The organism is Nocardioides sp. NPDC057767 (assembly GCF_042798275.1).
Classification (GTDB): Bacteria; Actinomycetota; Actinomycetes; order Propionibacteriales; family Nocardioidaceae; genus Nocardioides.
Genome location: NZ_JBHVKJ010000016.1, coordinates 60,356 through 79,981, shown reverse-complemented (window position 1 = coordinate 79,981; position 19,626 = coordinate 60,356). Strand labels below are relative to the sequence as shown.

Annotated in this window: 24 protein-coding genes; 18 read left to right on the top strand and 6 right to left on the bottom strand. The window is 69.3% G+C overall.

Going from position 1 to position 19,626, the window contains the following annotated elements; translation table 11 throughout:
• The first annotated feature begins 312 nt into the window (after nucleotides 1–312).
• Together ACFVDI_RS10690 and ACFVDI_RS10685 are read left to right on the top strand one after the other, a co-directional pair.
• Nucleotides 313–1,140 carry a DUF222 domain-containing protein gene (locus ACFVDI_RS10690; RefSeq protein ID WP_378904074.1) on the top strand — a complete coding sequence of 276 codons (828 nt, stop codon included), beginning with the start codon at nucleotides 313–315 and terminating at the stop codon, nucleotides 1,138–1,140.
• A complete protein-coding gene (locus ACFVDI_RS10685; protein WP_378904071.1) occupies nucleotides 1,137–1,553 on the top strand; it encodes a DUF222 domain-containing protein in 417 nt (138 codons plus the stop codon). The genes ACFVDI_RS10690 and ACFVDI_RS10685 overlap by 4 nt, the downstream gene beginning before the upstream one ends.
• A gap of 98 nt (nucleotides 1,554–1,651) precedes the next feature.
• Here the strand turns inward: ACFVDI_RS10685 and ACFVDI_RS10680 are convergent, their stop codons facing one another.
• Entirely contained in the window at nucleotides 1,652–2,299 is a 648-nt protein-coding gene (locus ACFVDI_RS10680) for a TetR/AcrR family transcriptional regulator (protein ID WP_378904068.1), read from the bottom strand.
• A complete protein-coding gene (locus ACFVDI_RS10675) occupies nucleotides 2,296–2,904 on the bottom strand; it encodes a hypothetical protein (protein WP_378904065.1) in 609 nt (202 codons plus the stop codon). Before ACFVDI_RS10675 ends, ACFVDI_RS10680 begins: the two co-directional genes overlap by 4 nt.
• 92 nt (nucleotides 2,905–2,996) lie before the next feature.
• Here ACFVDI_RS10675 and ACFVDI_RS10670 point away from each other — a divergent pair, with 92 nt between their 5' ends.
• From ACFVDI_RS10670 to ACFVDI_RS10635, 8 genes are all read left to right on the top strand, one after another.
• Nucleotides 2,997–3,995, top strand: a complete 999-nt coding sequence (locus ACFVDI_RS10670) for a TIGR01777 family oxidoreductase (protein WP_378904062.1) — start codon at nucleotides 2,997–2,999, stop codon at nucleotides 3,993–3,995.
• Nucleotides 3,992–4,288, top strand: coding sequence for a DUF2087 domain-containing protein (locus tag ACFVDI_RS10665; protein ID WP_378904059.1), 297 nt, complete (start codon nucleotides 3,992–3,994; stop codon nucleotides 4,286–4,288). The genes ACFVDI_RS10670 and ACFVDI_RS10665 overlap by 4 nt, the downstream gene beginning before the upstream one ends.
• A 38-nt stretch (nucleotides 4,289–4,326) precedes the next feature.
• Nucleotides 4,327–4,746, top strand: coding sequence for a hypothetical protein (locus ACFVDI_RS10660; protein WP_378904056.1), 420 nt, complete (start codon nucleotides 4,327–4,329; stop codon nucleotides 4,744–4,746).
• 55 nt (nucleotides 4,747–4,801) lie between these two features.
• Nucleotides 4,802–5,458 (top strand): exonuclease domain-containing protein, encoded by a 657-nt coding sequence (locus ACFVDI_RS10655; RefSeq protein WP_378904053.1) that lies wholly within the window; start codon nucleotides 4,802–4,804, stop codon nucleotides 5,456–5,458.
• Between the two features lie 97 nt (nucleotides 5,459–5,555).
• Complete coding sequence (locus ACFVDI_RS10650; RefSeq protein ID WP_378904050.1) at nucleotides 5,556–6,425, top strand: peptidoglycan-binding protein; 870 nt, start codon at nucleotides 5,556–5,558, stop codon at nucleotides 6,423–6,425.
• A gap of 74 nt (nucleotides 6,426–6,499) precedes the next feature.
• The gene (gene serA / locus ACFVDI_RS10645; protein ID WP_378904047.1) at nucleotides 6,500–7,696 is read left to right on the top strand and encodes a phosphoglycerate dehydrogenase; all 1,197 of its coding nucleotides are present in this window, start codon (nucleotides 6,500–6,502) and stop codon (nucleotides 7,694–7,696) included.
• Between the two features lie 17 nt (nucleotides 7,697–7,713).
• Entirely contained in the window at nucleotides 7,714–8,331 is a 618-nt protein-coding gene (locus tag ACFVDI_RS10640) for a hypothetical protein (RefSeq protein ID WP_378904044.1), read from the top strand.
• A gap of 40 nt (nucleotides 8,332–8,371) precedes the next feature.
• Nucleotides 8,372–9,610 carry an MFS transporter gene (locus ACFVDI_RS10635; protein WP_378904041.1) on the top strand — a complete coding sequence of 413 codons (1,239 nt, stop codon included), beginning with the start codon at nucleotides 8,372–8,374 and terminating at the stop codon, nucleotides 9,608–9,610.
• On the opposite strand, the gene ACFVDI_RS10630 is transcribed toward ACFVDI_RS10635, so the two are convergent.
• A complete protein-coding gene (locus ACFVDI_RS10630) occupies nucleotides 9,607–9,864 on the bottom strand; it encodes a DUF4031 domain-containing protein (RefSeq protein ID WP_045547837.1) in 258 nt (85 codons plus the stop codon). The two genes, ACFVDI_RS10635 and ACFVDI_RS10630, sit on opposite strands and share 4 nt — an antisense overlap.
• Before the next feature lie 72 nt (nucleotides 9,865–9,936).
• Between ACFVDI_RS10630 and ACFVDI_RS10625 the strand changes: the two genes are divergently transcribed.
• Entirely contained in the window at nucleotides 9,937–10,284 is a 348-nt protein-coding gene (locus ACFVDI_RS10625; protein WP_378904038.1) for a hypothetical protein, read from the top strand.
• Nucleotides 10,285–10,294: 10 nt separating this feature from the next.
• On the opposite strand, the gene ACFVDI_RS10620 is transcribed toward ACFVDI_RS10625, so the two are convergent.
• Nucleotides 10,295–11,029, bottom strand: a complete 735-nt coding sequence (locus ACFVDI_RS10620) for a GntR family transcriptional regulator (RefSeq protein WP_008360897.1) — start codon at nucleotides 11,027–11,029, stop codon at nucleotides 10,295–10,297.
• 126 nt (nucleotides 11,030–11,155) lie between these two features.
• Between ACFVDI_RS10620 and ACFVDI_RS10615 the strand changes: the two genes are divergently transcribed.
• The 7 genes from ACFVDI_RS10615 (at nucleotide 11,156) to ACFVDI_RS10585 (ending at nucleotide 16,948) form a co-directional block, all read left to right on the top strand.
• The gene (locus tag ACFVDI_RS10615; RefSeq protein WP_378904035.1) at nucleotides 11,156–11,767 is read left to right on the top strand and encodes an alpha-ketoglutarate-dependent dioxygenase AlkB; all 612 of its coding nucleotides are present in this window, start codon (nucleotides 11,156–11,158) and stop codon (nucleotides 11,765–11,767) included.
• A 72-nt stretch (nucleotides 11,768–11,839) separates the two neighbouring features.
• Complete coding sequence (locus ACFVDI_RS10610) at nucleotides 11,840–12,853, top strand: MoxR family ATPase (protein ID WP_008360887.1); 1,014 nt, start codon at nucleotides 11,840–11,842, stop codon at nucleotides 12,851–12,853.
• Between the two features lie 14 nt (nucleotides 12,854–12,867).
• A complete protein-coding gene (locus ACFVDI_RS10605; protein ID WP_378904032.1) occupies nucleotides 12,868–13,755 on the top strand; it encodes a DUF58 domain-containing protein in 888 nt (295 codons plus the stop codon).
• Nucleotides 13,742–14,245, top strand: a complete 504-nt coding sequence (locus ACFVDI_RS10600; protein ID WP_378904029.1) for a hypothetical protein — start codon at nucleotides 13,742–13,744, stop codon at nucleotides 14,243–14,245. The genes ACFVDI_RS10605 and ACFVDI_RS10600 overlap by 14 nt, the downstream gene beginning before the upstream one ends.
• Nucleotides 14,236–15,318: a VWA domain-containing protein gene (locus ACFVDI_RS10595; RefSeq protein WP_378904026.1), complete on the top strand. Its 1,083-nt coding sequence runs from the start codon at nucleotides 14,236–14,238 to the stop codon at nucleotides 15,316–15,318. The genes ACFVDI_RS10600 and ACFVDI_RS10595 overlap by 10 nt, the downstream gene beginning before the upstream one ends.
• Nucleotides 15,315–16,217 (top strand): VWA domain-containing protein, encoded by a 903-nt coding sequence (locus ACFVDI_RS10590; protein ID WP_378904023.1) that lies wholly within the window; start codon nucleotides 15,315–15,317, stop codon nucleotides 16,215–16,217. The genes ACFVDI_RS10595 and ACFVDI_RS10590 overlap by 4 nt, the downstream gene beginning before the upstream one ends.
• Entirely contained in the window at nucleotides 16,214–16,948 is a 735-nt protein-coding gene (locus tag ACFVDI_RS10585) for a hypothetical protein (protein ID WP_378904020.1), read from the top strand. The genes ACFVDI_RS10590 and ACFVDI_RS10585 overlap by 4 nt, the downstream gene beginning before the upstream one ends.
• A gap of 650 nt (nucleotides 16,949–17,598) precedes the next feature.
• Here the strand turns inward: ACFVDI_RS10585 and ACFVDI_RS10580 are convergent.
• Both ACFVDI_RS10580 and ACFVDI_RS10575 read right to left on the bottom strand, forming a co-directional pair.
• The gene (locus tag ACFVDI_RS10580; protein WP_378904017.1) at nucleotides 17,599–17,994 is read right to left on the bottom strand and encodes a hypothetical protein; all 396 of its coding nucleotides are present in this window, start codon (nucleotides 17,992–17,994) and stop codon (nucleotides 17,599–17,601) included.
• A gap of 384 nt (nucleotides 17,995–18,378) precedes the next feature.
• Complete coding sequence (locus ACFVDI_RS10575; protein ID WP_378904014.1) at nucleotides 18,379–18,924, bottom strand: hypothetical protein; 546 nt, start codon at nucleotides 18,922–18,924, stop codon at nucleotides 18,379–18,381.
• Nucleotides 18,925–19,626: the final 702 nt, after the last annotated feature.

The following is a 19,626-nucleotide window of genomic DNA, read 5'->3' as shown; positions in this document are numbered from 1 at the left end:
CAGCAGCGGTCTGGCTTTTGGTTGGGATACCTGTCCCTGATCGGGTCTTCTCCTTGGTTTTCGATGGCTTGAGTTGCGTAGATATGGTAGGCTCGGCACAGGCGTAAACGTGAAGGCCGACCACCTCCCAACGGGAGGCGTGCCCTCTCACCCGGGACACAACGGGTGTGGGGTAATCCAGGGGAACCAGGGGCGTGAACGCTGAGCTGCGAGGGTAAGTAATAGCCCGTATCGACGGGCCTCCGAGACCAGCGAACCCAGTCGGATCTGCGTGGGCAGATCTGTGAGTTCGTACGTCGGGAGGTGACCGCGATGACCGCGCTGCAGCAGCCACAGCACCCTGTTCTGGACGCGGTGGTCGCTGTCACCGATGCTCTGGACGGTGTGGCGGAGGCGAATCCGTCGTTCATGGCCACCGAACAGAAGGCCACCACGTTGGTCGAGATCGCCCGGGCGAAAGCCCAGCTTGCCGAGCTCGAGCTGCGAGTCCTCGCGGTCGCCGAGGATGTGGCCGCCGAGACGGCGGCCCGGGACGTGGCCGCCTGGCTGCACCATCACACCCACCAGCGCCCCGAGGCCCTGCGTGCGGACCTGCGGCTCGCGTCCGCGCTTGACCGCACCTACGACCAGGTCGCGGCCGCGATGCGCACCGGGGACTGCAACCCCGCCCAAGCCCACGTGATCGTGGCAGCCCTCGACGACCTGCCCGCCGATCTCGACCCGGAGATCCGCACCAAGGCCGAAGAGACCCTCGTCGCCTACGCGTGCCAGTTCGACCCCACCCAGCTCCGTCGGCTCGGCCGCCGGATCCTGGACGTGATCGCCCCCGAGATCGCCGAGCACGAGGAAGCCCGACGCCTCGCCACCGAGGAAGCCCACGCCCGCAAGAAGACCCGCCTGACCATGCGCCGCCTCGGGGACGGCACCACCCGGATCTCCGCGGTCATCCCAGACGCAGCCGCCGACCGGCTGGCCACCACCTTGGAAGCCTTCGCCTCACCCCGACGTGATGACGGCACCCGCACCGACACCGGCGAATTCTTGCCCTACCACCGCCGCCTCGGGCTTGCGTTCTGCCAGCTGCTCGAGACCCTCGACCCGACCCGGCTGCCATCCACGGCGGCGACGCCACCACCGTGATCGTCACGATCGACCTCGACCAGCTCCGCAGGGAAGCGGGCGTCGCCCAGGTCCTCGGCGGCACCCCGATCACCGCGGCCGAGGCCCGCCGCTTGGCGTGCACCGCCGGGATCATCCCCGCCGTCCTCGGCGGCGACTCCGAGGTCCTCGACCTCGGCCGCAGCCAACGCCTCTTCACCGCCGCCCACCGCCGCGCCCTCCGCCTGCACTCAGCCACCTGCGAGGCCGAGGGCTGCGACATCCCCGGCACCTGGGCCGAAGCCCACCACTGGATCGAATGGGCCCAAGGCGGTGCCACCGACCTCGACAACGCCGCCCTCCTCTGCTCCCATCACCACCACCGCGCCCACGACCCGGCATACCTCCACGAACGCCTTCCCAACGGCGACATCCGGTTCACCCGACGGACATGAGCCAGACCGAAGACCGGATTCGACTCACTTGGCGCCATTCATCCACGGTGCACTCAGACCTCGTCCGACGCTCCGTCTCACCATCATCGCGCCCGGCTTCAGCGCCCGCTCTCCGGGTGACGCTGACCTTCTGCCTTGAGGCGCGAACGGAGGACGAGCCGTGCCGCAGGCCCGAGATCCTCGACGACCTCCACGAGAGCGCCGAGCTGCTCGAGGGACGCGAAGGCCGACTCGGCGCCTGGGCGGTCGACACCGTCGTACATCAGGAGGCCGATGAACGCCGAGCTGATCGCGCGCGCCAGGCCCGGTGCGTCCACGACGCCCTCGACCGGGCTCCCCTCCAGCGCACGAGCGACCGCGGCCTCGATCTCCTCGTTCCACCGGCCCATGGCATAGCGCCCTGTCTCGGCCAGCGCCTTGTCCCGCTGCGCACCGGCCAGCAGCTGGGCCATCACCGTGATGTTGCCCGCGGCTCGCTCCCGCTCGTGAAGCTCCCGCCCGAGCGCCAGCAGCTCGCTCAGCGAGGTCACCTCGGCGAGCTCGTCGCGGTAGGACGCCGCCGCCTCGTCCGTCGCCGCCCGGCACGCCTGGTCGACCAGGTCCATGACGGTTCCGAAGTGGTAGAAGACCAGCGCCTGGTTGACCCCCGCCCGGTCGGCGACCGCGCGCGCCGAGAGCCCCGCGATGCCGTCGTCCTTGAGCAGGTCGGTCACCGCCAGCATCAGCTTGGCCTTGGTGGGGTTCATTCTGCGGCGGGCTCCTCGGTGACGAGCAGGTTGAAAGCGACCATCACGAACCCGAGTATGCCGCCGACCAGCCACCCGACGAACGCGAACCCCGACAGCATCAACGGCTCGCCCAGGCCCTCCGCTCTCAGGACCTGTACCGCGGCCACCAGCGCACCGACGATGCCGGCGACGGCGGGGGCCGTCAGCGTACGCAGGAACCTGACGCGTACGCCGCGGATCACCGTCGGACCGAAGCATGCCGAAAGCACACCCGCCAGCAGCGCGAACCCGGCCACCGTGCTGCCGTCGAAGATCACCCGGAGGCCGAAGCCGCCAGGAGCCACCTCACCGGCGAGCAGGATCGTGAGCGTCGCCGCGATGAGGCCAGGCCAGATCCGGTCGCCGACCAGCGAGGACGGCAGCAGCGCGACCGGCGCCACGAGGATCGTCGCTCCGAGCCCGACGACCGTACCGAGCGGCACCCCGATCAGGGTCCCGAAGATCGTCCCCACCAGGGGAATGAGCAGCGTGCCGAGACCGGCCCCGAGCACGAGTCCGAGCACCGCGCCGAAGCACCATCCCCGCCCCGTCGCTCGGAGCACCGACCGCATCCGACCTGCCATCTCGCCTCCTACGATCCCGTTTGAGCGATTGCTCAAATTCAGTCTAGCGCGGGTCTTGAGCGATCGCTCAAATTCACCGTAAGGTCGGATCCATGAAGATCGTCATCCCCGGTGGAACCGGCCAGGTCGGAGGCGTACTGCGGCGCGCCTGGAGCACGCGCGGACATGAGGTCGTGGTGCTCTCCCGGCACCCGGAAGAGCTGGAGGACGGCGTACGCCACCGCCTCTGGGACGGCCGCACGATCGGTCCGTGGGCCGAGGAGATCGACGGCGCGGACGTGGTGGTCAACCTCGCCGGCCGGACGGTCAGCTGCCGCTACACCGACGCCAACCTGAAGCAGATGATGGACTCGCGGGTCGAGTCGACCCGGGTCGTCGGCGAGGCGATCGCGAAGGCGGCGAACCCGCCGAGCACCTGGCTGCAGATGAGCACCGCGACGATCTACGCCCACCGGTTCGACGCGCCCAACGACGAGGCCACCGGCATCATCGGCGGCGACGAGCCGGACGTGCCGGGCTACTGGGAGTTCTCGACGCGCATCGCCAAGAACTGGGAGGCCGAGCAGATCGCGGCGGTGACACCGCACACCCGCAAGGTGGCACTGCGCTCGGCGATGGTGATGAGCCCCGACAAGGGCGGCGTGCTCGACGTACTCCTCACCATGGCCCGCCTCGGCCTCGGCGGCCCGGTCGCCGGCGGCGAGCAGTTCGTCTCGTGGATCCACGAGCGGGACTTCGTACGCGCCTGCGATCTGCTCATCGAGCGCGCCGACATCTCCGGGCCGGTGAACCTGGCGGCTCCCGGATCGCTGCCCCAGCGCGACCTGATGCGCGTGCTGCGCCGAGAGGCAGGGGTGCCCATCGGGCTGCCCGCCACCGCCTGGATGGCCGAGATCGGCGCCTGGGTGATGCGTTCGGACACCGAGCTGCTCCTCAAGAGCCGCCGCGTCGCCCCGGGAAGGCTCCTCGAGGCGGGCTTCGAGTTCGAGCTCCCCGGGTGGGAGGCGGCCGCCGGCGACCTCGTCGCCCGGGCACGGCGGCGGCGAAACCATTCGCATCGCGGGCATGCGGGGAGCACGATGGACGGGTGACCCGCGCGACCTGGCAGCCCCGACCCGACGACGCCGAGACCCTGAGACGGTTCTTCGGCAAGGACGGGCGGCTGCTCACGATCCCGTCGAAGCACGTCAAGAAGCTGGTCGTGCTCAACCAGCTCGCGCAGTCCTTCGAGCTCGGGCACGTCTATTCCGAGCGAGAGGTCAACGAGATCCTGGGGCGCTTCCACGAAGACGTCGCCGCGTTGCGCCGCTACCTCTACGAGGAGGGGTTCATGATGCGCGAGGGCGGCTTCTACTGGCGCGATGGCGGCAGCGTCGCCATCTGAGCGGCGACGCCTCTGACCGATCGGGCATGATGCGCCCCATGACGATGCCGGACCAGTCGGGCCAGCCGGTGCCCGGACAGCCGCCCGTGGGGTGGATCGACCTGACCATCCAGGGCAGCCACATGACCTCCAACCTGATCGTGCCGACGGTGCTGCTCAACGGCCACCAGATGCCGACGCAGTACGGACGCAACGTCTTCCCGGTGCCACCGGGGCACTGGACCGTCGACATGTACACCCAGTGGACCTGGAAGTTCGGCAAGGCGTCGCTGAGCTGCGACGTCGCCGAGGGGCAGACGGTGCCGGTCTTCTACTCCTCTCCGCTGACCGGGTTCAGCAAGGGTGCGATCGGGCACGTCAAGCAGCGCAAGCCCGGCGTCCTCGGGTTCGTCCTCATGATGGTCGTGCTGGTGCTCGTCATCGTGGCCATCGTGGCCCTGGGCGTCGCGGGCGGCTGACGACCGCGCGGGGACACGAGCCGAACTGTCGGTGCCCACCGATAGCGTCAGCACTGTGACCACCACCGAATCGCGCGGCCGAAGCGAAGCCCGGGGCAACCGACGGGGCTTCGCGGTCCTCGACGTCGAGACCACCGGGCTCGACCCCTACCGCGACCGCGTGATCCAGGTGGCGATCCGCCAGATCGCCGCCGACGGCACCGCCGAGTCGGAGTGGGAGACACTGGTCAACCCGGGCGCCGGCGTCGACCCCGGACCGGTCGAGGTCCACGGTCTGACCAGCGCCGACCTCGCCGGCGCCCCGCCCTTCCGGGACGTCGCCGCGATGATCGCCGAGCGCCTCGCCGGCCGGGTCTTCGTGGCCCACAACGCCGCGTTCGACTGGGCGTTCGTGGCCGTGGAGTCCGACCGTGCCGGGGTGCGGCTGGAGGTCCTGGACTGGCTGTGCACGATGCGGTTCGCTAAGGCGCTCGCCCTCGACGTGCCCGACAAGTCGCTGGCCACCATCGCCGCCTACTACGCGGTCGAGCAGCTGAAGGCGCACGACGCCGGTGACGACACCCGGGTGGCCGCGGAGATCCTGCTGCGCGAGCTGGCCGACGCCGACCGGGCCGGCCTCACCCTGCCGCTGGTCGCCTGCAACAGCGCGCGGCACCGGCTCGAGCGGACCGTGCGCCGCTGGTTCGGCCGCCTCGCTCGGCCGTCTCGTTGAGATCGTCCCATCAGTCGGGACATCTCCCGAAGAAATGCAACCGGAGGACCCCGTTCGGGCATCAGTATGTCGTCGGCCCGGCTTAACCTGAAGGGCCATGGTCCGGAGCGAGGCGATGAAGATGGTCAAGCGGGCAATGATCGCAGGGGCGCTGGCCGCCCTGCTGGCAACCACGTTCGCGGCATGCGCCAGCGAGCCGGCCGCCGCACCCGAGCCCACGGCCTCTCCGACCGCCACCTCCTCCTCGGCGAGCCCGTCGCCGAGCGCCACGCCGACGCCGACGCCCAGTGCGAAGCCGAAGCCCGAGCCGAAGCCGTCCCCCACCTCGGGCCCACGACTGTTCGGCAAGGGCGACAGCGGCGACGACGTACGTGACCTGCAGGCGCGCCTGAAGCAGATCGGCTGGTTCAACGCGGGCGTGACCGGGTTCTACGGCGACGTCACCACCGAGGCCGTCTCCGGCTTCCAGGCCAAGCGCGGCATCGCGGTCACCGGCTTCGTGGACCAGACGACCCTCGACCGGCTGCACGCGATGACCCGTGAGCCGACCGAGGCCGAGCTCACCAACGCCCCGCCCCCGGTCCCGGCGGGCAAGCTCGACCCGCGCTGCCTGACCGGCCGGGTGATGTGCATCGACAAGTCCACCTCGATGCTGCGCTGGGTGATCGGCGGCACGGTGCAGATGAGCGTCGAGGTGCGGTTCGGCTCGCAGGAGCTGCCCACCCGCGAGGGCCAGTTCTCGGTCTTCGCGAAGAGCCGCGACCACGTGTCGTCCATCTACAAGACCCCGATGCCGTTCGCGATGTTCTTCTCCGGCGGCCAGGCGGTCCACTACTCCCCCGACTTCGCCGCGAACGGCTACAACGGCGCCTCCCACGGCTGCGTGAACGTGCGCGACTACGGCGCCATCACCTCGCTGTACGACCAGGTGAACATCGGCGACGGCGTGGTCATCTACTGGTCCTGAGAACCGCCACGGAACGGCGTCCGGCCCTCGGGCGCGATTGAGGAGGCGTACGCCGCGCGCCTTAGGCTTGAGCCATGAAGGCGCTGCTCCTGGAGAACATCCATCCCGTCGCTGTCGAGAACCTCGAGAAGGCCGGCTTCGAGGTCGAGCTGCGCAGCAAGTCCCTCTCCGAGGACGAGCTGGTGGCCGACCTGCCCGGCGTGACGCTGCTCGGCATCCGCTCCAACACCCACATCACCCCGCGGGTCCTGGACGCGGCCACCGACCTCAAGGCGATCGGCTGCTTCTGCATCGGCACCAACCAGGTCGACCTGGCCGCGGCCGCCGAGCGCGGCGTCGCCGTCTTCAACGCCCCCTACTCCAACACCCGCTCGGTCGTCGAGCTGGTCATCGGCTACATCATCTCCCTGGCCCGACGGCTGCCGGAGAAGACCGAGAAGATGCACGCCGGTGTCTGGGACAAGTCCGCGAAGGGCTCCCACGAGGTCCGCGGCCGCACGCTCGGCATCATCGGCTACGGCAACATCGGCACCCAGCTGTCCAACGTCGCCGAGGCGCTGGGGATGTACGTCATCTTCTACGACATCGCCGACCGCCTCGCCCACGGCAACGCGCGCCGGATGAAGTCCCTCGACGCGCTCCTGGCCGAGGCCGACGTGGTCTCCATCCACATCGACGGGCGCCCCGGCAACCTGGGCATGTTCGGCGAGGAGCAGTTCGCGAAGATGAAGCCGCGCTCGCTCTTCATCAACGCCGCGCGTGGCTTCCTGGTCGACAACGACGCGCTGCGCAAGCACATCGAGTCCGGACACATCGCCGGGGCCGCGCTCGACGTCTTCCCGATCGAGCCCAAGGCCCAGGGCGACGCCTTCGAGAGCCCGCTCCAGGGTCTCGACAACGTCATCCTCACTCCCCACGTCGGTGGCTCCACGCAGGAGGCCCAGGAGGAGATCGGCTGGTTCGTCTCCGGCAAGCTGCGCGACTTCGTCGGCTCCGGTTCGACCGCTCTGAGCGTCAACCTGCCGGCCGTCCAGCCGCCGCCGATGGCGGACGGCTCTCGACTCGCGCTGCTGCACGACAGCGTCCCCGGCGTGCTCGCCGAGCTCAACAACCTGCTCGCCTCCGAGGGCGTCAACGTGACCGGTCAATACCTGGCCACCAGCGGCGAGACCGGCTTCGTGGTCACCGATGTGACCAGCGTGCCGCCCACGACGCTGGAGAAGATCGCGGGCAACCCGCACACCAGGTGGGTGCGCGCCTACCACGCCTGACGCTAGCGTTCTGGCCCATGGAGCTCCCTCGACATTGGCCGCTGCCAGAGGCGACCGACCTTCTCGGTGAGGTTCTGGCGGCGTACGACGAGCCGACCCGCCGCTACCACGACCGCCGACACCTCTCCGAGGTGCTGGGCCGGATCGAGGAGCTGCGGGAGGAGGGAGAGCGCTTCGACGCGCTGACCGTCACCCTGGCGGCCTTCTTCCACGACTCCGTCTACGACGGCGAGCGGGACGCCGAGGAACGCTCGGCCACCTGGGCCGAGGACGCGCTGGCCGCCTACCTGGAGGCCGACGTCGTCGCCGAGGTCGCCCGGCTGGTGCGGCTGACCGAGACCCACGACCCGGAGCCCGACGACCACAGCGGCCGAGTGCTCTCCGACGCCGACCTGGCGATCCTGGCGGCCCCGGCCGACCGCTACGAGGAGTACGTCGCGACGGTCCGCGAGGAGTATCAGCACCTCTCCGACGAGGAGTTCCGCGACGGTCGTGCCCAGGTCCTGGCGCGGCTGCTGGAGAAGGAGTCGCTCTTCTCGACACCCTTCGCGCGGATCAGCTGGGAGGCCGCCGCGCGGGCCAACATCTCGGCCGAGATGGAGGCCCTCACCACATATCTGTCACCCGACCGATAACAATTCGCCCGGTCGGTCGGACCGGTGGCAGAATTTCGTGGTGAGCTTCCAGACGTACGCCGACCTGTGGCGGATTCCTGACGTTCGCCGCATCCTCGTGCTGGGTCTGTTCCTGCGGATCCCGATGCCGGCGTCCTCTGTCATCGTGACCCTTCACGTGGTCGGCCCGCTGGACCGCTCCTACGCCGAGGCCGGCCTGGTCTCGACCGTGCTCGCGATCGCGATGGCGATCTCCGCGCCCTGGCTCGGCCGGCTCCTGGACCGCCTCGGCCTGCGGCGTACGCTCCTGTTGCCGCTGGCGATCCTCCCGATCGCCTGGTCGATCGCTCCCTGGGTCGGCTACCTCCCGCTGATCGCGCTGATCGCCGTCGCCGGGCTCTTCACCGTGCCGTCCTGGTCGATCGTGCGCCAGGTCGTTCTCCGCTCGGTCGAACCCGGGCAGCGCACCGCGGCGCTCAGCGCCGACGCGATCATGACCGAGCTCGGTTTCATGGTCGGCCCGGTGATCGGCGTGCTCAGCGCCAGCTACCTCGGCACCTCGTGGGCGCTGCTGGTGACCCAGTGGCTCGGGATCGCCGCAGCCATCGTGCTGTGGCTGCTCAACCCGAGCATCACCGAGGGCGAGCCGGCCGTGCCGAGCGACGCGGTTCCCAGCAGCTCCGCTGCTCCGGCTCGCCGCTTCGCGCTCCCTTCGTGGGTGAGCCCCGGCGTCGTACTCCTCCTCGCCGGCACCTTCACCGCCTCGCTCATCCTCATCGCCGAGGACCTCGGCACCGTGGCCGCGATGCGCGACTTCGACCGCACCGCCCTCCTCGGGCTGGTGATGGCGATCTGGGCCCTCGGGTCCCTGGTCGGCGCGCTCGTCTACGGCGCACTCAACCGCCACCCGTCCGCCGCGGTGATGCTCGTCCTGCTGGGCGCGACGACGGTGCTCACCGCGTTCGCCTGGGACACGATCTCCTTCGCCGCGCTGCTCCTGCTCAGCGGCTTCTTCTGCGCACCGACCCTGACCGCGGCGCTCGAGGCGATCACCAGCCGCGTCCCCTCGACCGTACGCGGCGAGGTGATGGGCTGGCACGGCTCGGCGATCACCCTCGGCAGCGCCGTCGGCGCACCCACCGCCGGGTTCGCCATCGACCTGATCGGCTGGCAGGGCGGGTTCATCCTCGGCGGCGGGCTCGGCCTGCTGATCTCGGCGGCCATCTGGCTCACCGTGCGTCGGATGTCGAGCCCTTCGGCCGAGGCGTCGGTCCCGCCGGGCGAGAAGTCACCCGCCTAGCGAGGCTTGCGGCGGCGCAGGCCGGCTGCGAGGAGTGCTGAGACCAGCGCTCGGGAGGTGACCTCGACCGCACCGGCGGCGACCATGTCGTCGTACGCCTCGGCCGGCACGTCGTAGTGGTCCCGGTCGAACCCACGGGCCGGGATCCCCATCCGGCTCGCGAAGGCGTGCAGCTCCTCGTAGGAGGTGTCACTGGCCAGGTGCGACCACATCCGGCCACGGCTCGGCACGTTCGGCGGATCGATCAGAATCACAAGGAGGATTGTCTGTGATCGTTCAGGATTCGCCCAGGCGGCTCCTTGACCGGTGGGCGAGAATGGTCGGTGATGAACACGACAGTGCTGTTCGAGGCTCGGGCGAGGGTGCTCCATGACCTCGATGCGCGCGGACTCGCCGGCGCGGCCGCCGTGTCGGCCCTCGAGGACGCGATGACCGAGCGCGGCTGGTGGGTGGAGCAGTGGCCGGAGGGCAAGGCGTACGTCGCCGGCCTGGTCGCCCAGGACGTGCAGGACGTGCTCTTCGACGAGAGCTCCGAGCGCTGGCCGGTGTGCACCATCTGTCCGCCCGAGGCGCCCGTGCACTCGCTCCACATCACCCCCGACCTGGGCGGGCCGGACCCGATCTGGGTCTGCGAGGAGAGCGGCGACGTGGTCGCACCGCTCGGCGACCTCTGAGCCGCAGGCGTCAGGACGGGCCGAGCTGCAGGTGCAGCGCGTAGCGGTCGGCGCGATAGACCGAGCGGCAGACCTCGACGTAGCGGTCTCCTGCGACCGACTTCCGCTGCCTGCGGAGCACGGGTACGCCGACCGAGAGACCGAGCAGCGTGGCCTCCTCGATGTTGGCCACATCGGCCCGGAACGTGTCGTCGACCCACGACGGGCGCATGTGCCGGCGAGCCAGCTCGGCGTAGAGGCTGGTCGGCGTGGTGCGCTCGAGCATCCCGGGCACGATCGTCTCGTCGAGATAGACGTCCTCGATACAGATCGGCACCCCGTCGCCCCGCCGCAGACGCCGCCAGTGGACGACGGCCGCGCCTTCCTTGATCGCCAGCGCACGCGCGATGGTGGGTCCGGCCTTCTCCCTGCCCAGCAGCAGCGTCTCCGAGGACGCCTGCATCCCCCGGCGAGCCATCTCCTCGCTGAACCCGAGCACCGGGCTCTGCGCCCGAGGAGGCCGGGCCACGAACGTCCCCCGGCCCGGGATCCGGACCAGCAGACCGTCGGCGACGAGCGCGTCGAGCGCCTGCCGCACGGTCGCCCTGGCGACGCTGAACTTCTGAACCAGCTCGCGCTCCGAGGGCGCGGAGGCACCCGGGCTCTCCCCGATGACCAGCTCCCGGACGTACTCCCGGATCTGGACGTGCTTGAGCGAACGCTCACCGTCGACCGACCGGACCATGAGCAGAGCGTAGGTGTACACATGGCGTACGGTCCCGGGTTTGGTCAAGTTGTGACATTGCAATGAGATGAGGCAGATCAGGTGCAACGAAACCCGAATACAGGATTTCGCTAGAACACATGTTCGATCCCGAGGTATGCTGCCAGGGTGGACTTCCAGGGAACGCTCTTCGCCCCCACCGACGACGAGACCACCGAGACGACCTACGAGCGGATCCATCTGGACCGCGGAGCCTGGGTGGACGTCGCCCGCGGCTGGCTGCCCGATCCCGACGACGTCTTCGCGGCGCTGGTCCACGACGTCCCGTGGCACGAGGAGCGCCGGCAGATGTACGACCGCGTCGTCGACGTGCCCCGGCTCCTGCACACCTATCTGCAGGGCGACCCACTCCCCCACCCGCGGCTCGCCGAGGCTCGCGGCCGCCTCACCGCCCACTACCTGCCCGAGCTCGGCGAGCCGTTCGTGACCGCGGGCTGCTGCTACTACCGCAACGGCAACGACTCGGTCGCCTGGCACGGCGACAGGATCGGCCGCGGCCGCAGCAACGACACGATGGTCGCGATCGTCTCCGTCGGCGACCCGCGCCGCCTGGCGCTGCGACCCCAGGGCGGCGGCAAGGGCATGAGCATCGAGATGGGCCACGGCGACCTGGTCGTCATGGGCGGCTCCTGCCAACGCACCTGGGAGCACGCCATCCCCAAGGTCTCCTCCGCCGGCCCGCGGATCTCGGTCCAGTTCCGGCCCCGCAACGTCTTCTGAGGTGGGCCCCAGATGCGTTCCGTACGCTGGTAGGAAAGGATGGGACCGACAGCCGACGCCTCTGGAGCCGCCTTGACCACCACCGCACCAACCCTCGCCCCGCCATCCGCTGAGGAGATCGCCCGGGCGAAGGAGATCGTCGGGCGGATCAGCACCGCCTTCAGCAGCCGTGTGGTCGGCCAGGAACGCCTCAGGACGGCGCTGCTGATCGCGCTTCTCTCCGAGGGACACGTCCTGCTGGAGAGCGTGCCGGGGCTGGCCAAGACACTTGCCGCGAGCACGCTGAGCCAGACGGTCAAGGCGCAGTTCTCCCGGATCCAGTGCACCCCCGACCTGCTGCCGAGCGACATCATCGGCACCCAGGTCTACGACCAGCGCAACCACGAGTTCGAGACCCAGCTCGGACCGGTCCACGCCAACTTCGTGCTGCTGGACGAGATCAACCGAAGCTCCGCCAAGACCCAGAGCGCCATGCTCGAGGCGATGCAGGAGCGCCAGACGAGCATCGCCGGCCACGTCCACCCGCTGCCGCGCCCCTTCATGGTGCTCGCCACGCAGAACCCGATCGAGGAGGAGGGCACCTACGTCCTCCCCCACGCGCAGATGGACCGGTTCCTGCTCAAGGAGATCGTCAACTACCCCAGCGACGGCGAGGAGCTCATCGTCCTGGAGCGCATCGAGGCGGGCACGCTCGGTCCCGACCACGAGGAGACCCGTCCGGTCGCCGACCCCGACGACGTGATCTGGCTCCAGGAGCTGACCAAGCGCGTCTACGTCGACCCGGCGATCAAGCGCTACATCGTCGCCCTCGTCCAGGCCACCCGCAACGCCCGCCAGCTCCTCGGGCCGGAGACCGGCTCCTACGTCGAGATCGGCGCGTCCCCGCGTGCCTCGATCGCGTTCCTGCAGGCCTCCCGCGCGGCCGCGCTGCTGCTCGGCCGTTCCTACGTCACCCCCGAGGACGTGCGCGAGCTGCGCCACAGCATCCTGCGCCACCGGCTCCACCTCAGCTTCGAGGCACTGGCCGAGAAGGTCCAGCCGGAGATGCTCGTCGACGCACTGGTCCGCGCTGTTCCCAGCCCCTGATCTCCCCTGAGCACATGGCGACGTACCTCCCCCGGATCCGCACGCGGCTGATGATCCATGCCCACCGCAAGGTAGTGGGCCTGCTCGACGGGGAGTACGCCAGCCTCCAGACCGGCCGAAGCATGGACTTCCACGACCTTCGGGAGTACGTCCCCGGCGACGACGTGAAGGACATCGACTGGAAGGCGACGGCCCGCTCCCGGAGCCTGCTGGTCAAGCGGTTCACCGCCGAGCGCCAGCATCTGGTGCTGCTGGCCATCTCCACGGGCCGGAGCATGGCGGCGCAGGCGACCGGCACCACGACCAAGCGTGACCTGGCGATCTTCACCGCCGGCCTGGTCGGCTGGCTGGGCGTGCGCCACGGCGACAAGGTCGCGGTCGCCTACGGCGACTCGGAGACCCAGAAGCTCACCAAGCCCGCCGACACCGAGGTCGCGCTCGAGCGGGCGCTGGGACAGGCCCACGACGCCACCACCCCCGACGCCGCGGAGGCGGACGTCGTCGCCGTCCTGCGCCACATCGCCACCAACGTACGCCGCCGGGCGATCCTGCTCGTCGTCACCGACGAGCACTCGGTCAGCGACGAGATGGCCGCGATCCTGCGCCGCCTCACCGTCCAGCACGAGGTGCTGGTCGCGGGTATCGACGACCTCGACCCCACCACCGCGGTGGCCGGCGGCGCACCGACCGTCGACGTCGACACCGTCGCCGCCCTGCCGGGATGGCTCAGTGGCGACGCGCTCCTCCAGGCCCAGTACGCCGAGCTGGCCGCCGCCGAGGAGCACAGCCTGCGCAGCACCCTGGACCGCCTCGGCATCGCCTACCAGCGGGTCCGCGACGACACCACCGCGATCGGCGCCGTCTTCCATCTCCTGGAGAGGCACCGTCATGCGCGCAGGTAGCGTCCCCGAGGAGTTCCAGCAGCCGCTGGCCCACTCGGGCTGGTGGCTGGTGCTCGCGCTCGCGCTGCTCGCCGGGGTGGCGCTCTACTACCTCGCGGTCATCCTGCTGACCCGCAAGCGCCGCCCGGTCGTCGAGGTCCAGACGCCGTGGGTCCCCGAGCCGCGCGACCTGCGCGCCGAGCATTTGGCCGAGATCGACCGGATCGAGCGGGCGGTGCACCGCGGCGACGTACCTGCGCGGGTCGGCCACCAGCACCTGAGCCGCACCGTGCGCGACTACGTCGCCGAGGTCAGCCAGATCCCGGCCGACAAGATGGTCCTCGCCGATCTGAAGGCGACCGTACGCAGCGACCCCCGCACCCGCCCCCTGGCGATGGCCGTCGAGGTGATGTACCCACCCGCCTTCGCCTCCGAGGAGGAGGGCCAGGCGGCCGAGCGCTTCCCCGAGGCGCTGGGCAGGGCCCGGCAGGTGGTGACGACATGGACCTGAGATGGCCCGTCCTCGGCGTGATCATGCTGGTCGTCACGGTCATCGCCGTCGCCGCGATCGTCGTGCTCGCCGCCCGGGTGCATCGCCGCCCGGCCGACGCCGTGCTCGTCGCCCACACCGAGCGCCTCAAGCGGCTCCCCCGGTTCCGGGAGCTCGCCACCCAGCAGCGCTGGCTGTCCTGGTGGCAGACCGCGGGGATCGCGCTCGCGGTGATCGGCTGCATCTGGCTGATCGCCCGCCCGCAGACCACCGACATCACCCAGAACCGCTACTCCACCCGCGACATCGTGCTCTGCCTGGACGCCTCGACCTCGATGTTCGACGAGGACACCCAGGTCACCCAGGCCTACTCCCAGCTCGTCGCCGGCCTCGACGGCGAGCGGGTCAGCCTGGTCCTGTGGAGCGACGCCGCGGTCACCGTCTTCCCCCTCACCGACGACTACGGCTGGGTGCAGGACGAGCTGGCGCGCGCCGGCCGGGCCTTCGCCCTCGGCGACCAGGAGTACGTCGCCGGCACCTACCTCGGCAAGGAGCGCGCCTCCCTGATCAGCGACGGGATCGTCTCCTGCGTCAAGCGCTTCGACCTGTCCAACCCCGAGCGCGGCCGCGCAGTCATCGTCGCCTCCGACAACGACCCGCAGGGCGGTCCGCCGGTCTACTCGCTGCCCGAGGCCACCGAGTTCGCCAAGGAGCGCGACGTCCAGCTCTACGGCATCGGCTCCGCCGACCTCAGCTTCCAGGAGGACAAGCGCGCCACCTTCGACAAGGCGATGACCGACACCGGCGGCACCTTCTCGCTGCTCGGTGACGACGGCTCGATCGAATCCATCCTGGCCGGCATCGACCGGCTCTCGGCCGACGAGGTCGTCGAGCCGCCGAAATACCAGATCCGCGATGCTCCCGGCTGGCCGATCGCGACGATCGTCCTCGGGGTCCTCATGCTCATCGCCGGGTGGGTCTACGCGCTGGCGCGCTCCGGGCGGCTGTCCTCGCGTCCCCGCCCGGCTCCGCCGGCGGCCCCGTGGCCCCAGCAGACCCAGCAGACCCGGCCACCGAGCGAGGTGGGCCGATGAGTGCTCTGGGATGGCAGATCCTCACGCTCGTACGCCGCGTGCTGATCGTCCTGCTCACCGTCGTCGTCCTGGTGCGGCCGAGCTGGGGCGCGGCACCGGCGGAGATGCGTACGGCCGATCTCGATGTCCTCGTCGTGGTCGACCGGACCCGGTCGATGGTCGCCGAGGACGGGCCCGGCGGCGAGGCCCGGATGACGCAGCTCAAGAAGGACCTCAAGGCGCTCTCGGCGGCGCTGCCGTCGGTGCGGTTCGGGGCGATCACCTTCGGTGGCGAGGTCGTGCGCACCGAGATGCCGTTCACCTACGACACCACGGCCTTCAACGCCTGGGTCGACGGTCTCTACGCCGAGCGGGCCTTCGACGGGTCCGGCTCGATGGTCGACGCCCCACGTGACGAGGTCATCGCGGCGCTCGAGCGTGACCAGGAGCGCTTCCCGGAGCGGCGCCGGATCGTGGTGTTCGCCTCCGACGGGGAGAACACCCGCGAGGGCGTCGACCAGCAGTCGTTCAGCGAGATCGACGACCTCTCCGCCGGCGGCGTGGTGCTCGGCTACGGCACCGAGGAGGGTGGCCGGATGCCGTGGGACGACGAACGCCCCCAGGACGGCTACCTCAAGGACGGCGAGGGCCAGGACGCCCGCTCCCGGATCGACCTGGCCAACCTGCGCGACATCGCAGGTCAGATGGGTCTTCAGACGCTTCACCGCACGACGAAGGAGACCAAGGAGATCGCCACCGAGGCCTCCACCTGGGACTCCGAGATGCTGACCGAGAAGACCTCCGCCGGCGGCGAGGTGTCCCGCGCCTGGATCTTCGGCTTCCCCCTGCTGGCACTCTTGCTCTGGGAACTGTGGGGCCACCGCCGTCGCGGGCACGAGGCCGAGGAGGTGCTGTCGTGACACTCACCGAGACACCCGTCGAGGCCACCGAGCCGCAGCCCCCCGTACGCACCGCCCGCGAGCAGGTGCGACGCGCTCTCCTGCTGGCCGGGATCGTGCCGGTGGTGATCGGGCTGGCCTTCCTGACGAAGGTGATCCTGATGGGCCACCACGACCGGGCCGGCCGAGATGCCTGGGACCTACGCGACGCCGCGACCGCGATGGAGCACTACTCGGCCAACCGCGACCTCAACATCCTGCAGCCGTGGATCGCCCACTTCGACGCCGGCAACGCCGCCTTCCTGCTCGGCGAGAACGCCCGCGCGATCGCCTACTACGGCGAGGCCCTGGAGCGGGTGCCCGAGGACCACGAGTGCACCGTACGCATCAACATGTCGCTGACCCAGGAGGCGATCGGCGACCGCGCCCGCGACGCCGGCGACCAGCAGGGCGCGAAGGCTGCCTACGAGGAGGCGCTCGCCACGCTGAAGGAGGGCGACTGCCCCACCGACGCCGGCCAGGGCCCCGAGCAGTCCCAGCAGGGTGAGTCCGTCGAGGAGCGCCTCCAGGAGAAGCTGACCCCGAAGACGCCGATCAGGCCTGACCAGCAGGACGACCCGCCGGACCCGCCGCAGGACCAGAGCAAGAAGGAGGACAAGCTCGACAAGCGCAACGGCGACGGCGAGAGCTACCGCCGCGACGACGCCGACCTCGACGACTACGGCGGGTTCAGCGACGAGCCGCAGTGGTGAGGCGTTGCCAGGCGCTAGGGCTGGTGGCGACTTTCCGCAGGGAAAGCCCGCCTTCCACAGATCGCAACGCGCAGACGCGCATTGCTCTTCATTTCATCGATCAGCCAGACGGGGGTTCGCCGAAGCGTTGGCCAGTAGAACTCCTTGATCCCCCACGCACCACTCCCGACAAATGTGACGAGAAGCAGCAAAGCTAACCCTCGTGCGACATCTTCTGTCGGGCTCAACCATCTATCCGCTGCCAGGATGGTCGCCATCCAGGTGAATCCGATCGAGGCAGGCAAGCAAGCGTAGGACGCCCGAAGCGACAACTCATTCGTCGGCCGCGTACCGGTCAAGGAGTGCGTGAGTCCGCCTATCCGGAACGACAGATGCGCGATCCACCCGCATCCAGCCATCACTGCCGCCATAGCCACCACCGTGATTGAGGCCGGCTGGGCCGCACCGCTATGTGTCGACACCGTAGCTACCGACATCGCTTGCACAATCAACGTCATCGCCCCTCCCCCGCCACCGGCTCTGCTGGACGATCGGGAGCGACGTCGCTCGGTCAGCGGCCGGGGTTCGATCTCGATCATCGCAACATCACCTGACGAACTTTGGGTCGAAAGCCGTTCCCAGCCGTGTAACGCCGTTGACCACGGCCCAAACTACGTGTACCCCAACCTCGTCGACACCTCGAGCGAGAAGGTGCGCAGCGCGTCAACGTCCACGTCGGGAATCGTGTGGTCCATCGCATCCATCCGCCGCAAGAAGGCCTCGGGAAGGTCCACGCCGTGGTGGCGCACGTAGTGCGCTAGGTCGTGGCGCCAAACCCAGAGCCCATCGGTCAGCAAAGAAGGACCTCCCCGAACCGACAGGTCCGGCACCAAGGGGTCGGGCGTGCTCTCCACGACATCCAGAATCGGATATCCCGACTCCAAGTAGGTAAGCACCTCCGCCCTTGAATAGGTCACGTCGCCACCGACTGCGTCAGCGAGCCGTCGGCCGTAGATGTCACTCGGGCCGTCTGGGTCGAGCTCTCGAAAGAAGCCAACGAACTCCATCAGCTCACCCCCACGATCGGCAGGAACGTGCGCCAGTAGCCGCCGTCCGCGATAACGGGAGATCGCCCCGGCCCGAGCATCGGGTTGTTCCGACCTTGTTCGTCGGCGCTCTCACGATGACACCCATCTCGTTAGCGATCTGCTGACCGATCCCGGACGCGCCCGAGTGACAGACCATCAGTCGGATACAACACCCCGAGTAGTTCGGGTTGGAGCGAATAGCATCTATGATCTGCCCACCGTTCACGTTCCCCTCGGCTAGGTCGAGGAACCCGTCCCTCGTCCCGTGAGCAAGAACGTCATGGAGTCCATTGTTGGCGACGTTCTTCGCATTTCGGGCCGAGATCGCGTCATCTCCTATCCGCGTAAAGATTGATCCATGGGTCACGCTACTGCTAGAAGGGATGCCTCCATCCATCCCATCTTTGCGGCCTTCGACGCGCCGCTGGCGAGAGTCTTGGTTCCCTTAGCGGCAAGTCCTCCGCCACCACCGACGAACGCAGTGGCTACGTCGAAGGTGATCCCGCCGGCGACGTAGGCGTTGGTCGTGGTGTCAACATCCAACTTCTCGTTGACCGTCTCCCTGGCATAGTCGTCGAGGCCGAACGCGTTCACCAGACCCGAGAACGGGGTCAGCTCTGCGAGCCCGATCGCTGAGTTCGCCGCGCCACCGAGGGCATCTCCACCATCCCCTGAAGAGACCATGCCTTCGACGACAGGGTCGACCTTGCGCTCGGGATCTGGGTTGCAGGCCGCGAGACCCCAGGTGCCGCATCCGGGTGCATTCGTCGGTGCGGGCGCGCTCCCACCGCTACCGGTGTCGGTGATGGTCATATGCCCGTCGAGCTGGATCCCACCGATCGGGTTGCCGCCAGTGACCGCATATCGGTTGGTGTTCCACGGGTCGGTGCCCAGCGCGAGGTCCTTCAACGCGCCTTGGTAGAAGTCGCGGGTGAGGTACCGGTTGAGGGTCTGTCAGGAAATCTGTGTAATTGGCTCCCTCCCGACGACCTCAACCTCGTCACGACGACGCGGCTGAAGATCCTCGCCGGAGGCAACGAGCACCCAGCAACGACGAAGGGCGTTCGATCAGTTCTCTCCCAGCCAGGGAACGGAGGACGTCGGGTCTCGACGACCTGCTGCTCGACCAGCTTCACCCGGGTGGCCTCGGGCTCACGGGCACGGCGTTGCTCGTAGGCGGCCTTGCGATAGGCCTGCGAACAGTAGACCCGCGGACGGCCCGTCGACGCCGCCCCGCGGGCATCGGGCCGTCGCAGTGCTGACAGCGTGGCAGTGCCACCGACGCCGGCCGGCGAACCGTGTCACAGCCTTGCCTTGCTGCTCTGCCACAACGTCCAGGATGCGCCGGTTGCGTGCCCGACGGAGCCCCTACGGGCCGCCGTAGCATGCGTGCCGACGGCTTGGAAGGTTCCTGCCCACGATCACCTCGGCCTTCAACGGCTCGTCAACGACCATGGCGAACCATCAGAGGGCGCAGGGGACACGTGGAGCTTCGGCACACCGGCTCGCAGATGATCCGTCACTATCCGTGCTGGGACGGACAAGCCTGAGCCCCACGCCATCAGGCCACACGGGTCGTTCACGTCCGCACCGGCCGACATCGCACGCGGG

What these genes read in the sequence shown, in the direction of transcription:
- ACFVDI_RS10625 (WP_378904038.1), top strand. Translation starts at nt 9,937, where the DNA reads ATGAACACGACAGTGCTGTTCGAGGCTCGGGCGAGGGTGCTCCATGAC.
- ACFVDI_RS10595 (WP_378904026.1), top strand. Translation starts at nt 14,236, where the DNA reads ATGGACCTGAGATGGCCCGTCCTCGGCGTGATCATGCTGGTCGTCACG.
- ACFVDI_RS10580 (WP_378904017.1), bottom strand. Translation starts at nt 17,994, where the DNA reads ATGGAGTTCGTTGGCTTCTTTCGAGAGCTCGACCCAGACGGCCCGAGT.
- ACFVDI_RS10640 (WP_378904044.1), top strand. Translation starts at nt 7,714, where the DNA reads ATGGAGCTCCCTCGACATTGGCCGCTGCCAGAGGCGACCGACCTTCTC.
- ACFVDI_RS10605 (WP_378904032.1), top strand. Translation starts at nt 12,868, where the DNA reads ATGGCGACGTACCTCCCCCGGATCCGCACGCGGCTGATGATCCATGCC.
- ACFVDI_RS10675 (WP_378904065.1), bottom strand. Translation starts at nt 2,904, where the DNA reads ATGGCAGGTCGGATGCGGTCGGTGCTCCGAGCGACGGGGCGGGGATGG.
- ACFVDI_RS10670 (WP_378904062.1), top strand. Translation starts at nt 2,997, where the DNA reads ATGAAGATCGTCATCCCCGGTGGAACCGGCCAGGTCGGAGGCGTACTG.
- ACFVDI_RS10650 (WP_378904050.1), top strand. Translation starts at nt 5,556, where the DNA reads ATGGTCCGGAGCGAGGCGATGAAGATGGTCAAGCGGGCAATGATCGCA.
- serA (WP_378904047.1), top strand. Translation starts at nt 6,500, where the DNA reads ATGAAGGCGCTGCTCCTGGAGAACATCCATCCCGTCGCTGTCGAGAAC.
- ACFVDI_RS10590 (WP_378904023.1), top strand. Translation starts at nt 15,315, where the DNA reads ATGAGTGCTCTGGGATGGCAGATCCTCACGCTCGTACGCCGCGTGCTG.
- ACFVDI_RS10690 (WP_378904074.1), top strand. Translation starts at nt 313, where the DNA reads ATGACCGCGCTGCAGCAGCCACAGCACCCTGTTCTGGACGCGGTGGTC.
- ACFVDI_RS10600 (WP_378904029.1), top strand. Translation starts at nt 13,742, where the DNA reads ATGCGCGCAGGTAGCGTCCCCGAGGAGTTCCAGCAGCCGCTGGCCCAC.
- ACFVDI_RS10680 (WP_378904068.1), bottom strand. Translation starts at nt 2,299, where the DNA reads ATGAACCCCACCAAGGCCAAGCTGATGCTGGCGGTGACCGACCTGCTC.
- ACFVDI_RS10660 (WP_378904056.1), top strand. Translation starts at nt 4,327, where the DNA reads ATGACGATGCCGGACCAGTCGGGCCAGCCGGTGCCCGGACAGCCGCCC.